This is a genomic window from Selenomonas sp. oral taxon 149 str. 67H29BP, assembly GCF_000146365.1.
Lineage (GTDB): Bacteria > Bacillota > Negativicutes > Selenomonadales > Selenomonadaceae > Centipeda > Centipeda felix.
On the sequence record NZ_GL397087.1, the window covers coordinates 2,061,767 to 2,076,498 of the forward strand.

10 protein-coding genes and 1 pseudogene are annotated in these 14,732 nt (G+C 58.5%); all 11 read left to right on the top strand.

All coding sequences use genetic code 11. The annotated features are described in order from the left end of the window. Positions 1–5 precede the first annotated feature (5 nt). The 11 genes and pseudogenes from HMPREF9166_RS09710 to mce all read left to right on the top strand — a co-directional run bounded on the left by HMPREF9166_RS09710 (position 6) and on the right by mce (position 14,679). Positions 6–2,585 (top strand): sulfatase-like hydrolase/transferase, encoded by a 2,580-nt coding sequence (locus HMPREF9166_RS09710; RefSeq protein WP_009753850.1) that lies wholly within the window; start codon positions 6–8, stop codon positions 2,583–2,585. Positions 2,586–2,741: 156 nt separating this feature from the next. Continuing rightward, on the top strand, positions 2,742–5,405 hold the full coding sequence (locus HMPREF9166_RS09715) for a valine--tRNA ligase (protein ID WP_009753851.1): 2,664 nt from the start codon (positions 2,742–2,744) through the stop codon (positions 5,403–5,405). 9 nt (positions 5,406–5,414) lie between these two features. Beyond that, on the top strand, positions 5,415–6,716 hold the full coding sequence (locus HMPREF9166_RS09720) for a folylpolyglutamate synthase/dihydrofolate synthase family protein (RefSeq protein WP_009753852.1): 1,302 nt from the start codon (positions 5,415–5,417) through the stop codon (positions 6,714–6,716). A 5-nt stretch (positions 6,717–6,721) separates the two neighbouring features. Further along, entirely contained in the window at positions 6,722–8,065 is a 1,344-nt protein-coding gene (locus HMPREF9166_RS09725; RefSeq protein WP_009753853.1) for an O-antigen ligase, read from the top strand. A gap of 2 nt (positions 8,066–8,067) precedes the next feature. Beyond that, the gene (locus HMPREF9166_RS09730) at positions 8,068–8,751 is read left to right on the top strand and encodes a redox-sensing transcriptional repressor Rex (RefSeq protein ID WP_009753854.1); all 684 of its coding nucleotides are present in this window, start codon (positions 8,068–8,070) and stop codon (positions 8,749–8,751) included. Between the two features lie 33 nt (positions 8,752–8,784). Next, positions 8,785–8,895 (top strand): annotated as a pseudogene (locus HMPREF9166_RS13170) (secretion protein HlyD); the annotation flags it as partial. Between the two features lie 522 nt (positions 8,896–9,417). Continuing rightward, entirely contained in the window at positions 9,418–10,914 is a 1,497-nt protein-coding gene (locus tag HMPREF9166_RS09735) for an acetyl-CoA hydrolase/transferase family protein (RefSeq protein WP_009753855.1), read from the top strand. 107 nt (positions 10,915–11,021) lie between these two features. Then, positions 11,022–12,668, top strand: coding sequence for a methylmalonyl-CoA mutase (locus tag HMPREF9166_RS09740; protein WP_006690227.1), 1,647 nt, complete (start codon positions 11,022–11,024; stop codon positions 12,666–12,668). 85 nt (positions 12,669–12,753) lie between these two features. Beyond that, a complete protein-coding gene (locus HMPREF9166_RS09745) occupies positions 12,754–13,149 on the top strand; it encodes a cobalamin B12-binding domain-containing protein (RefSeq protein WP_009753856.1) in 396 nt (131 codons plus the stop codon). Positions 13,150–13,278: 129 nt separating this feature from the next. Continuing rightward, positions 13,279–14,220 carry a methylmalonyl Co-A mutase-associated GTPase MeaB gene (gene meaB, locus HMPREF9166_RS09750; RefSeq protein ID WP_009753857.1) on the top strand — a complete coding sequence of 314 codons (942 nt, stop codon included), beginning with the start codon at positions 13,279–13,281 and terminating at the stop codon, positions 14,218–14,220. Positions 14,221–14,262: 42 nt separating this feature from the next. Beyond that, positions 14,263–14,679 carry a methylmalonyl-CoA epimerase gene (mce, locus tag HMPREF9166_RS09755; RefSeq protein WP_006690224.1) on the top strand — a complete coding sequence of 139 codons (417 nt, stop codon included), beginning with the start codon at positions 14,263–14,265 and terminating at the stop codon, positions 14,677–14,679. Positions 14,680–14,732: the final 53 nt, after the last annotated feature.

A 14,732-nucleotide genomic window follows, 5' to 3' on the forward strand; every position in this document is an offset into this window, starting at 1 on the left:
GAGAGATGGGCAGCATGGAAGAAATGCACATTGAGGGGCGCCTGCAGGAACTGGCGGATCGTGGTGCGTATAGGGAACTCTGCGCAGAATCGCGGGCGTATCTGTCACGCGATGCAGAGGGACAGGATGCGGATACTGCCTATACGGTGCGTGTGCTGCTCGGGGAGACCCTACTCGCACTGTCGGCAGAGTCGTTCGACGCTGACGGCTATGAAGAAGGCCTGCGGCTTTTGATGACGGCGTACAATGAGCGCGGCAATACGGGCCTGTTTGAACTGCTCTCGGCTGTTGCTTACCAGCCAAATGAGGCGGCGCTGCGGGAGAACTACGCCGAAAACTGCCGCGCATTTGCCCTGCTGTGCCCTGATGCGGCTCTGCGGGGCTACGATCATCTTCCTGTGCTTTGCTTTCCCATATCCAATACAAGCGCGGTGCTCTTTACGAAGGAGCACCGGCGTTTTCTTATGGGGGAACGGGAAGACGGCTGGCAGATGCTCCATCATGCGCTGCTCTTTTCCCACGATGATGCAGACGAGCTGACGCGGGCGGCAGAACGCTTTTCACGTGCTGTACGCGATACGCGTGTGCAGAAATATGCGGCGGAGCTCATGGATGCTGTGCAGCGGAATGATTTTGGTGCGGCGATGCAGCGCTGTGCCGAGGAGTATCATCGGCTCTGTCCAGAGGGGGAGGAATATGAGATCTTTCGCGGGGAAGAAGCACTATGGCGGCAGGATGCGGATGAGGCCATTGCCTATGGAGAAGCGGCATACGAAAAGCGGAAGATGAGTCGGCGCGTATGTGATTTTTTGTATGGTGCATATTCTAAAGCAGAACGCATAGATCGTGCCTTGTTTTTTTTGATCTTATCGAAGCATAAGGATCATGTCGTTATTCCGGAAGATCCAACGGAGCGTGCCCAATGTGAGCAAATGCTTAGAATTGCTTGCACACAGTTTCAGTTTGCACCGCTCATTATGGATGTGTCCTTAAAGGATGGGCACATGAGAACATACCTTCGGATTGACACAGGAGCGGAACTCCTGCGCTTTTCTGAAGCACTTCCAGGCTATCGTGTTGGTCTTTATAATCCCTATGGGCTTATGTTCGTCAAGAGTGCGGTCATTGATCTAATGAATCCTGCGATGGAACAGCATAATTTTCCGATCATGAATGATTTTGTTTTTGATATTATGAAATCAGATGAACAGCAGGATATCCGTGTGGAACCGAAAGGGCCTTCGCTTCTCCTTCCGCTTGCAGCGAAAGAAAATTTACAGATGCTATATTTTCACAACGCGGAGGTTGACCGCGCGATGAAGCTCAGTCGCGGTGAATTTAACTTCTATCGCGTGGAAAAACCAACGACCATTCGCTCGGATTCCCCCTTCCTCGTCGGGGCGCCGATTGTCCTGCAACACAGCTCACGGCGCAGGAAGTTTGTGCTGAATATTCTCGCTGACGGTCTTGCGTGGAACGCCCTGCGGGATGAGGCAGAAGAGCTGATGCCAAATCTTCTGCATTTCTTTTCCAAGGGAATCATTTTCGAAAACAATTTCAGTGCTTCGGAGTATACGTATCCGTCACTTGCAAGCATCGAGACAGGGCTGTATCAGCATCATACGCAGATTGCACGACCGGGGGTGCCCTTTGCGCTCGACCCATCCGTTGTGACGCTGTCCGAGCAGATGAAGCATCTCGGCTACTACTGCACCAACATTCAGGGGGATGCCCAGGGAATTTACAACGGTGTGACGCGTGGTTACGATCGCCTGATTGTCAATCATTGGATGCTGCACGCGGCGGATGGAGTGGAGCGTACGATTTGTCACCTTCAGACATTTAATGAGTGCGATAATTTCCTGTTTCTTCATTTTGCAGATACGCATCCGTATAATGCAGATGTCAGTACGCCGCCTAATGCTTCGACACATTTACCGCTTGCCGATGTCCTGCAGTCACAAGACTTGGTGGCGTCCGTATTTCTGAAGAATAATCCGCTCAGCCAATATGTCAATCGTTACGAGGTGCAGGCATCAGACCGCCAGCTCGGCTATCTTTTTGATTACATTACCGCGCATTACGATGACGATGAGTACATTGTCCTGCTCTACTCCGATCACGGTGCGCCTGTGTATGCACGCAGTCCGTATCTCCTCAGTGAGGAACAGACGGGGGCAGCACTGATGGCGCGGGGTGCGGGGGTACCGGCGCGCGGGCGCGTGGACGAGCTGACGAGTACGGTGGACATCTACAAGATCCTTGGGAAACTCGCGGGCTATCCGATTGATGCGCCGTATCTTGACGGGAATTTGCCTGCGGTGTTCGGCGGACAGCGGCGTGCCTATACGGTCAGCAACTCCATCTATCCCGGACAGACGTATAAGATCTGCGTGCGCACGGAGCAGCATGCATTTCATCTCGAGACGACGGAATTTACGCGTGAGGATGGGACGGTATCGTTGGATTCATATACCTACCATATTCACGAGCGAAATGATGACTATCGTGAGATATTTGACGATGCACTGGCGCGGCAGTTCCTTGACATCGTGTGGGACTATACCAAGAGCTTTCGGCGATAAATCGATCGGACAACGCCGTACACGGGGCTGCATCTTGCAAAAAACGCTGTTTTGTGCTACTCTTACGAATGCATAAGCGCTTTCTACAGTATTTACGATGAGCGGACGCCTTCGTCCCTGCGGGACGAGGGCGTTTCTTTCGGGAGGAATAGATCGATGAGTCAGGAATCCGGTGCCAATATTCCAAAGACGTACGACCCGCAGAGCTTTGAGCGGAAATGGTATGACTACTGGGAGCAGCATAAGCTCTTTCACGACGAGGCAGACGAGAGCCGTACGCCGTACAGCGTGGTGATCCCGCCGCCGAACGTGACGGGGCAGCTCCACATGGGGCACGCCCTCGACAATACGCTGCAGGACATTCTCGTGCGCTACCAGCGGATGCGCGGCAAGAACGTGGTCTGGATTCCGGGCTGCGACCATGCGGGCATCGCAACGCAGGCAAAGGTGGAGGCGGCGCTGCGTGAGGAGGGTACGACGCGTTTTGACCTCGGCAGAGAGAAGTTCCTCACGCGTGTCTGGGACTGGAAGCAGCAGTACGGCGACCGCATTATGTATCAGCTGCGGATGCTCGGCGCGTCCTGTGACTGGGACCGCGAGCGGTTCACGATGGACGAGGGCTGTTCCCGCGCCGTGCGCGAGGTCTTTGTCAGTCTCTATGAACAGGGCCTGATCTATCAGGGGACGCGCATCACGAACTGGTGCCCCTCCTGCATGACGGCGATCTCGGACATCGAGGTCGAGCATGAGACAGAGGCAGGACACCTCTGGCATCTGCGCTATCCGATTGAGGGCACGGATGACTATGTGGAGATTGCGACGACGCGCCCCGAGACGATGTTCGGCGATACGGGCGTGGCGGTACACCCCGATGATGAGCGGTACAAGGCACTCGTCGGCAAGACGCTGATCCTGCCTGTGGTGGGACGCCGCATCCCGCTCTTTGCCGATGCCTACGTCGATCCTGCCTTCGGAACGGGCGCAGTCAAGGTGACGCCCGCACACGATCCGAACGACTTCGAAATGGGACAGCGACACAATCTCGAACAGGTCATCGTCATCAATGCCGATGGCACGATGAACGAGAACGCGGGACGCTATGCGGGGATGGATCGCTATGCGTGCCGCAAGGCACTCGTGAAGGAGCTCGAGGAGACGGGCGCCCTCGTGCGCACGGAACAGCATGAGCACGCCGTCGGACACTGCTCGCGCTGCAGGACGACGATCGAGCCGCTCGTATCGAAGCAGTGGTTCGTCCGCATGGAGAGCCTCGCGAAGCCCGCGATTGAGGCGGTGCGTGACGGCAGGATCCGTTTTGTCCCCGAGCGTTTCACGAAAATCTACGAAAACTGGCTTGAAAATATTCGCGACTGGTGTATCTCGCGCCAGCTCTGGTGGGGACACCGCATCCCCGCGTGGCACTGTGCGCACTGCGGCGAGACCTCCGTATCGCGCGACGACCTCACGGCGTGCCCGCACTGCGGCAGTACGGACCTCCACCAGGACGAGGACGTGCTCGACACGTGGTTCAGCTCCGCCCTCTGGCCGTTCGAGACGCTCGGCTGGCCGGAGCAGACGGTCGATCTGCGTCATTTCTATCCGACGTCGGTGCTCGTGACGGGCTATGACATCATCTTCTTCTGGGTGGCGCGCATGGTCATGATGGGGCTGCGCTTCGGCGGCGATGTGCCGTTCCGCGATGTCTTTATCCACGGGCTCGTGCGCGACAGCGAGGGGCGCAAGATGTCGAAATCCCTCGGCAACGGCATCGATCCCGTGGAGGTCATTGAAAAGTACGGTGCGGATACGCTCCGCTTCATGCTCATCACGGGCAATACGCCCGGCAACGACATGCGCTTCTACTGGGAGCGCGTCGAGGCGGCGCGCAATTTTGCGAACAAGATCTGGAATGCCTCGCGCTACATGCTGATGAATCTCGAGGGATCGGATGCATCGTTCGTGCCGACGGCGGAGGACTATACGCTCGCCGACCGCTGGATCCTCTCGCGCGCGGAGGAGACGACGCGCGACGTGACGGCAAACCTCGAGCACTATGAGCTCGGTGAGGCGGGACGCACGATCTACGAGTTCCTGTGGAGCGAGTTTTGCGACTGGTACATCGAGCTGACGAAGGCACGCCTCTATGACAAGGAGAATGTCCGCGCGAAGAATACGGCGCTCTATGTTCTGCGTACCGTGCTGGAGCGTACGATGCGCCTCCTGCATCCCTTCATGCCCTTCCTCACGGAGGAGATCTGGCAGAAACTCCCGCATGCGGGCGAGAGCATTATGCGTGCGCCGTGGCCCGAGGTGTCGGAGGCGGAAATCGACGCGGAGGCAGAGGCGTCGATGACGGCGATCATGGAGGTCATTAAGACGACGCGCAATCTGCGTGCGGAGCTCGGCACGCCGCCGAGCAAGAAGAGCGCGCTCATTCTGCGCGTGCGCGACGCGGCTCTCGCCGATGTGTTTGCCGCGCACGAGGACTACTTCTTTGCCCTCGCATCCGCTTCGGAGGTCTCCTTCCTCGCGGCGGATGCCCCCGATCCGGAGAATGTGGTGACGGGAGCACTCGCGGGCGCGGCGGTCTATCTGCCGCTCGCGGGGCTGATTGATGTGGAGAAGGAGACGGCGCGCCTGACGAAGGAGCGTGTGAATCTCGAAAAGGAGATTGCACGCCTGACGGGCAAACTCTCGAATGAGGGATTTACATCGAAGGCTCCTGCTGCCGTCGTTGCCGCAGAGCGCGAGAAGCTGGCGGGTTATGAGGAGAAGATCGCCCTCATACGGACGCGCCTCACGGATCTCGAGAAGCTCTGAGGTGATTCGATGAACTACGAGGAGTCACTGCATTATCTGGATGAACTGAATACCTTCGGCATCCGTCTCGGACTCGCGCGCATGGAGGAGCTGTGCGCGCGCCTCGGACATCCTGAGCGCAGCTATCGCGTCATTCATATCGCAGGAACAAACGGCAAGGGCTCCGTCACGCAGATGATGGACGCCGTATGCCGCGCGTCCGGCATCCGATCCGGACGGTACCTTTCGCCGCATCTCGTCTCCTATACGGAGCGCATGAGCGTCGGCGGAGAGGAGATCGGAGAGGAGCAGTTTGCGGCGCTTCTTACGCGCGTGCGCGCGGCGGCCGATGCCATGACGGCGGAGGGGCATGAACATCCCACGCAGTTTGAGGCACTGACGGCACTCGCCTTCCTCTATTTTGCGGAAGAAAAGGCGGAGGTCGCCGTGGTCGAAACGGGGCTCGGCGGGCTGCTTGACTCGACGAATGTTGTTCTGCCGGAACTGACGATCATCACCAATGTGGCAATGGATCATGCCGACCGCTGCGGCGGTACGCTCGCGGGCATCGCGGAGCATAAGGCGGGCATCATCAAGGAGGGCGTGCCCGTCATTACGGCGGCAGCGGGCGAGCCCCTTTCCATCATTGCGGCACGCGCGGAGGAGCTGGGCGCCGACCTCTTCGTCTATGGGGAGGACTTTTCTGCGCAGATGCTCCGTATGGAGAACGGCGGTCAGTGCGTTTCGTTCCACTCCGTCGTCTCTCGTGCACCGGAACCCTTTGAAATCGCTCTTGCGGGACCCTATCAGGCGGAGAACGCCGCGCTCGCCATCATGGCGGCGGAGCTTATGGCTCCTGAGGATGAGCGTATCACCGAGGACGCTGTCCGTACGGCTCTGCGTACGGTGCATCATCCCGCACGTTTTGAGATCCTCTCCTGCGGGGGACAGACTGTCGTCGTGGACGGCGCGCATAATCCCGCCGGAATGCAGGCCCTGCGCGTGGGGCTCGACGCCTATTTTCCTGCGCAGCCGCGCGTCTTTCTGCTCGGCATCCTGAAGGACAAGGACATCGACCGCATGCTGGCGATTCTTCTGCGCCCCGGCGATCAGGTCGTGACCGTACGCCCCAACTCGGAGCGCGCTGCGGGCGCGGATCTCGTCGCCGCTGTGGCGGCGGGCATGGGGGCAGTCACACATGCAGCAGGTGACCCTGCGGCGGGCCTCTCAGAGGCGCTTGCGCGCGCACACGCAGCGGATGCGCTGCTCGTCGCGGCAGGATCACTCTACCTCGTGGGTGGTATTCGCGCCATGCTCACGGCAAGGAGGTGAGGCGTATGGCAGAGGATATCCAGGAACGCCGCCGCAGGCACCGCCGGCAGCGTTGGGGGGCGCGTCTGGGACGCTGCATGATGTATGCCGTCATCGCCGAGGCGTTCCTTATCCCGCTCCTGCCGCTTGCGGCTCATGTGGCACTGGGGATTGGCTGTGTTGCGATTCTTCTGCGCCTGTGTATTGAGCGAGATTTCCATCTGTGCCGGATGCCGTACGATGCGCCGGCGCTGCTCTTTCTTGTCATCAGCTTTCTGTCAGTGTTTATTGCGCCGGATGTTTCGTTCAGTCTTTATAATTTCTCCCATCTCGTTCCCATCTATGTCTCAACCTATTTGCTTGTCGGTCAAACGGTACGCACATCCCGTGAGGTGCAGCGCGTTGTGATTGCGATGGCCCTGTCTGCTGCGCTAGTCATTCTCTACGGCTTCTATCAGTTCATCTTCGGCATCGACATCTCGGCGATGAAATGGGTGGACGGCGCGGCATTTCCGGAACTGTCGAAGCGCGTTTTCTCGACGTGGGAGAATCCAAACATCCTCGCGGGCTACCTCGACATCGTCGCCTGCCTGGCACTCGGCCTGGCGGTCGGCCTCTCGGGCTGGCGACGCGGCCTGGCGCTCACGATCCTCGTCCTCGCGCTCGCGTGCCTTGGCATGACCTATGCGCGCGGTGCGTGCCTCGTGATCGGTATCCTCTTGGCGGGGTACGGTGTACTGCGTGACTGGCGCGTGCTCCTCGGCATCGTCGCCATTGGCGCGGGGGTCCTCTTCTTTGACCCCGTACTCTCGGATCGCCTGCTCTCCGTCTTTACGCGGATCGACACCTCCTCGGAGATGCGGCTTGCCTTCTGGGAGAGCACCGTGGCGATGATTATGGATCATCCCTTCCTCGGCATCGGCTGGGGGATGTACTTCATGGTCTACCCAGAGTATGACTTCTATCTGCAGGGAGCACCCGTGCAGATCGTTCACGCGCACAATATGTATCTGAACTATGCGGCGGAGATCGGCATCCCGGGGGCGCTCGCCTTCTTCTGGTTCTTCTTCGGCTCGCTGCTGCTCGCCTTCCGCCTGCCGCGCAAAACCCCGCCGTGGGCGGACGTGCTTGCGGCACACGAACACGAGTGGCACGCCGTCGCCGATGTGCGTGAGGCACTCATGGCATGGCGCAGCAAAAAATTTGTGGAGGGCCTTGCCCTCGGCATCGGGCTCGCCATGCTCTCCGTTGCCCTGAACGGGATCACGGATCATCTTCTCTTTAATATACCGTCCTCTATGCTGCTCTGGATGCTCGCCGCGATGGCTGCGGCCGTGCATACGATGGCGGGGGAGATGAAGGAAGGATAACTATGCAGGAACATCCATCGATATCCAAGGCAACCGTCGATCGCCTGCCGCGCTACTACCGCTGCCTGCGGCAGCTCAGTGACGAAGGCGTCAGCATCGCTTCCTCCGAGGAACTCGGCCGCCGTCTCTCGATCAATCCCGAGCAGATCCGCAAGGATCTCACCACCTTCGGACAGTTCGGAAAAAAGGGCGTCGGTTACTACGTCGCAGAGCTCAAGGAGAGTATCGGCGGCATCCTCGGCCTCGACCAGCACCTCAGCCTCGCCATTGTCGGCATGGGGCATCTGGGCGCGGCGCTCGCGAACTATCAGGGCATTGCTCGCCTCGGCTTCCGCCTTGCCGCGATCTTTGACAGCAACCCCGTCGTCATCGGCACGCGTGTCGGGGAACGGCGCGTGGAGGACATTGCCTATCTCGCAGAGATCATCGCCGAGCGGAATATTCAGATCGGTGTGATTGCTGTCCCCGCTGCACAAGCGCAGAGCGCTGCAGATCAGCTCATCGCGGCGGGCATCCGCGGCATCTGGAATTTTGCTCCCGTGAAGCTGCACGTGCCGCCGTCCGTCCCCTTCGTCAGCGAGGATCTCTCGGTGGGACTGAGCGCGCTCTCCTACTACCTGACGCATCGCGGCACGGAAAATGACGTGTTGTCTGAAAAAAATTATAAGGAATCGCCGATAAAATGAAGTACGTCAGATTGGCGTAGATTTTTTCGTCCGATTGAGGAGGCAAACCGGACGCATAGCCAAAGCTATGTGGAGGATTTGCAGGCATTGAGCGGGCAAAAAAGATGCGCTAAGATGGCGGTGCTGAGTTTATCAGTGCTTCCTTACAGGACGAATAAATACTTTTCCTCTTTTTTCACAAATTCACAGAAAATGCCGTCAATGTAATCTTGACGGCATTTTTTTTTCGTGATATTCTTAGGAAAGATATAATTGGCGTAGAGAGGTACGATAATCTACAGTTATTTCGGATACCCCATACAGCCCCTATTTACGGGGGATTTACGAGAAAACAGAGGGATTCAAGATTGCTGTCAAAATTATATGCCGACTGCGTCAGGAGAGTATTCATGGGTGACGGCGGTAAGGGAATCATGAAATAAAGGAAGCACTGATAAATTCGGTACAACCATCTTAGCGCATCTTTTTTGCCCGCACTTCGGCGGAAAATCCTCCACAGAGCACCACTCTGCGTCCGGTTTTCCACCTCGTTCGGACGAAAAAATCTACGCCAATCTGGCAGACCTCATTTTATCAGTGTTTCCTAAAAATCACAGTCATGAGACATGTGCTGTGATAGTTCGTGTGTTCCGCGTACTGTCCGCTGTATCTGAGGGAGGTTATTCTATGATCGATATTTCCGATCGCGTACCGAAGTCCCTGACGGATCGTATTGTAAGTGCGGAGACGGCAGCGGAGTACTTTGCCAACGGTATGACCATCGGCGCGAGCGGCTTCACTCCGTCCGGCTATCCGAAGGCAGTGCCGCTTGCCATCGCTGAACGCATGAAGAAGAATCCGTTCAAAGTAAATATCTGGACGGGGGCTTCGACGGGCCCTGAGCTCGACGGTGCACTCGCAGAGGCAGAGGGGATCAAACAGCGCCTCCCGTACCAGACGAACACGGCACTGCGCAGCGCCATCAACTCCGGCAAGATCAACTATATCGACATGCACCTCTCCGAGGTGGCACAGCAGTCGCGCGAAGGCTTCCTCGGCAAGATCGATGTTGCCCTCGTGGAGGCGGTCGCCATCACAGACGAGGGCATCATCCCTTCCACCTCGGTCGGCAATACCCCGTCGTTCGTTCAGAGTGCAGATGTGGTCATCGTCGAGGTGAACACGAGCCAGCCGATGGAGCTCGTCGGAATGCACGACATTTATATCCCGCTCGATCCGCCGAACCGTCTGCCCATCCCCATCACAAAGGCGGGCGACCGCATCGGCACGACGTTCATTCCATGTCCGCATGAGAAAATCAAATACATCGTCCCCTGTGACATCACGGACAAGACCCGCGCTCTTGCGCCGGTCGATGATATTGCACGCAAAATGGGTGCGTTCACGGTCGACTTCCTCAAGAAGGAGATCGCCGAGGGACGCATGCCCAAGGGGCTGCTTCCGCTGCAGTCGGGCGTCGGCAACGTGGCGAACGCCGTTATCGCGGGCTTTGTGAACTCCGACTTCACCGATCTTGAGGTCTACACTGAGGTCATCCAGGACGGCATGTTCGACCTCGCTGATGCGGGCAAGCTGAAGTTTGCATCCGGCACGGCATTCTCGCCGTCGCCTGAGGGACTCCAGCGCTTCTACAAGGACATCGACAAGTACAAGAAGATCATGATGCTCCGTCCGCAGGAGATCTCGAACAACCCAGAGGTCGTCCGCCGTCTCGGCGTCATTGCGATGAACACGGCGATCGAGGTCGACATCTACGGCAACGTCAACTCCACGCACGTCACGGGCTCAAAGATGATGAACGGCATCGGCGGCAGCGGCGACTTCGCACGCAACGCCTACCTCACGATCTTCTACACGCAGTCCGAGGCAAAGGGCGGCAAGATCTCGTCCATCGTTCCGTTCTGTTCGCACGTCGACCACGGCGCACACGACGTGGACGTCGTCATCACGGAGCAGGGCGTTGCCGACCTGCGCGGCAAATGCCCGCGTGAGCGTGCCCTCGAGATCATCAACCACTGCGCACACCCGGACTTCCGTCCGCTCCTGCTCGACTACTACGAGCGCGCCCTTGCCGCAACGAAGGGCGCACAGACACCGCATCTGCTGGACGAGGCGCTGTCCTTCCATCAGCGCTTCCTCGCAACGGGCTCGATGCAGAAGTAATCCGACGTATCCATCGGTGCTTTCGGGAGCGCGGCATCTGCGCTCCCGTCCACAGTATATATTATATAACCCAATGAGAACTGTAAAAGGTAAAGGAGAAGACTTTCATGAGCAATGAAAAGATCCAGGCGGAGCTTGACAAGTACAATGCTGCCGTAGAAAAAGCCACGGCAAAGTTCCCGGCACGTCCGCACATCCCCGAGCAGGGGCTCTACACCCCGCTCGATATCCAGGAGACGGACTATGCAGAGGACATCAGTTTCCCCGGCGTCTATCCTTACACGCGCGGCGTGCAGCCGACGATGTACCGCGGACGCTTCTGGACGATGCGCATGTACGCAGGATTCTCCACGGCGGAGGAGTCCAACAAGCGCTATCGTTACCTCATCGAGAGCGGTGCGACGGGACTTTCCTGTGCATTTGACCTCCCGACGCAGATCGGCTACGACTCCACGGATCCGATCTCCGAGGGCGAGGTCGGTAAGGTTGGCGTCGCGATCGACTCCCTTGCCGATATGGAGATCCTCTTTGACCAGATCGATCTCGGCAAGGTCTCCACGTCTATGACGATCAACGCTCCTGCATCTGTCCTGCTCGCAATGTATATTGCTGTGGCGGAGAAGCAGGGCGTCTCGGCGGACAAGCTTAAGGGCACCATCCAGAATGACATTCTGAAGGAGTATGCGGCACGCGGTACGTACATCTTCCCGCCGCGCCCGTCCATGCGCCTCATCACAAACATCTTTGAATATTGCTCCAAGAACGTCCCGAACTGGAACACCATCTCCATCTCGGGCTACCATATCCGTGAGGCCGGTTCCACGGCTTCGCAGGAGATTGCATTCACCATCGCGGACGGCATTGCCTACGTTGAGGCTGCGATCAAGGCAGGCCTCAGCGTCGATGCGTTTGCCGGACGCCTCTCCTTCTTCTGGAACGCACACAACAACGTTCTCGAGGAGGTCGCGAAGTTCCGTGCCTCCCGCCGCATCTGGGCGAAGGTCATGAAGGAGCGCTTCCATGCAGAGAAGCCGAAATCCATGATGCTCCGCGTCCATACGCAGACGGCAGGCTCGATGCTCACCGCACAGCAGCCGAACAACAACATCGTCCGCGTCGCGCTCCAGACCGCAGCGGCGGTCATGGGCGGCACGCAGTCGCTCCATACAAACTCCCGTGACGAGGCGCTCGCGCTTCCGACGGAGGAGTCGGTCATGGTCGCCCTCCGTACGCAGCAGATCGTGGCGTACGAGAGCGGACTTGCCGATGTGGTTGATCCGCTCGCCGGCTCTTACTACGTCGAGGCGATGACGAACCGCATCGAGAAAGAGGCGTGGGAGTACATCAAGAAGATCGACGATCTCGGCGGCGCGGTTGCGGCGATTGAGAAGGGCTACATCCAGAAAGAGATCCAGGACAGCGCATACAAGTGGCAGATGGACGTTGAGTCCGGTGCACGCGTCATCGTCGGCGTCAACAAGTTCCAAGTGGAGGAGGAAGCTCCGAAGAACCTCCTCAAGGTGGACGCTTCCGTCGGCGAGAAGCAGAAGGCAAAGGTCGAGGCCATGAAGGCAAAGCGCGACAACGCAGCCGTTCAGGCAGCCCTTGCCGCGCTCAAGAAGGCCTGCGCCGACGAGCACGAGAACCTCATGCCGCATATCCTCGCAGCGGTCAAGACCTACGCGACGCTCGGCGAAATCTGCGGTGTCATGCGTGAGGTGTTCGGCGAGTACGAGGCACACGTCAATCTCTAAGCGGTACGCGCGAACGGCTGTTGGATGAATGCACAGGGGACGCCGCACGAGGAGTGCGGCGGCTCCGTTCAGGAGGAATAGAAAAATGGCAGAAAAAATCAGAGTGCTCGTTGCAAAACCGGGTCTGGATGGTCATGATCGCGGCGCGAAGGTCGTCGCACGCGCCCTGCGCGATGCCGGCTTCGAGGTCGTCTACACGGGACTTCGCCAGACGCCGGAGGAGATCGCCGAGGCTGCTCTGCAGGAAGACGTCAACGTCGTTGCGCTGAGCATCCTCTCGGGTGCGCATCCGCATCTTTTTCCGAAGGTCGTCGAGCTCATCCGCGGCAAGGGAATGGACGACGTCCTCGTCATCGGCGGCGGTGTGATCCCCGAGGGCGACATTCCTGCGCTGAAGGCAGCGGGCATTGCCGAGGTCTTCACGCCGGGCACACCGACGAGCGACGTTGTGAATTTCATCAAGGAACATGTGAAGGCATAAGCTCCTGATTTGTTTGGAGACACTGCCTCGTGCGGTGCTTTCCTGAAAGGATGGATGACAGGCAATCCGATTGTCCGGTCATCCATTCCCTATGTTCTTATGAAATCACAGCGCGAAGGAGGTGGGCGTATGGATATTGCAGCCGAGGTGCTGAAGGGCAGCCGCCTTGCACTCTCGCGCGCCATCACGGCGATCGAGAATGAGCGGGCGGATGCCACCGACATCATGAAGGCGCTCTATCCGCATACCGGTCATGCCTACGTCCTTGGCATCACAGGTCCGCCGGGTGCCGGCAAGAGCACGATGACGGATAAGCTTGCCAAGGAGTACAGAAAGCGCGGAAAGACCGTCGGCATCATTGCCGTCGACCCCACAAGCCCCTTTTCCGGCGGCGCCATACTGGGCGACCGCATCCGTATGAATGACCTGACGCTCGACGAGGGCGTCTTCATCCGCAGCATGGGCACACGCGGCAGCCTCGGCGGCCTCTCCCACAAGACGGCGGATGCAGTCAAGGCGATGGATGCGTTCGGCAAAGATGTCATCTTTGTCGAGACCGTCGGCGTCGGGCAGTCCGAGGTGGATATTGTGCGGGCAGCGGACACGACGATGGTTGTGCTGATTCCGGGCATGGGCGATGACATTCAGGCGATCAAGGCGGGCATTTTGGAGATCGGCGACGTGTTCGCGATCAACAAGTCCGATCTCGACGGGGCAGACAAGCTCGTCCGCGAGATCAACATGATGCTCGATCTGGACGATCACATGTCTGACTGGCGTCCGCCCATCCGCAAGGTCGTCGCGAACCGCGGCGAAGGCATCACGGAGCTCGTCGACACAATCGAGGAGCACCGCAGCCACATCGAGGAGAACGGCGTGCTTGCCGAGCGGCGCACCCGCCGCACGCGCGATGAGATGCTCGACATCCTCCATGCGGGCGTACGGCGGAGCATCGAGAGCCGCATCGTCGATACGGGACGACTGGACGACTATGTGGCGCGAATCAAGGCGCATGAGACCGACCCATACACCGTAGTGGGCGGGGTCATGAGCGAAATGTTAACGAAGTGAGTGAGTGCGCAGAGACGCACTTCTCCAAGGAGGAAGTTTGACATGTTCAAAATTCTTGGTGTAGATCACATCGGCATTGCCGTACAGGATCTCGAAGAAGGAAAGAAACTCTGGTCGGACATCATCGGCATTCCCTGCACGAATCAGGAGACCGTCGCAGAGCAGAAGGTCACGACGACCTTTCATCCGACGCCGAACGGCAGTGAGATTGAGCTGCTGATCGGCACGGCGCCTGACAGCCCGATCACAAAATACATCGAGAAGAAGGGCGAGGGCATCCAGCACGTTGCCCTGCGCGTCGACAACATCGAGAACGCCATTGCTGACCTCATGGCGAAGGGCGTCCGCATGATCGACGAGAAACCGCGCATCGGTGCGGGCGGCGCAAAGATCGCCTTCCTTCATCCGAAGGCGACGAAGGGCGTTCTCCTCGAAATCTGTGAGCATCCGGATCGCTGAGCAGCATACTGCCGCAGTTGATCTCCTCGGGATGTTGATTCTTTGCGCATCTT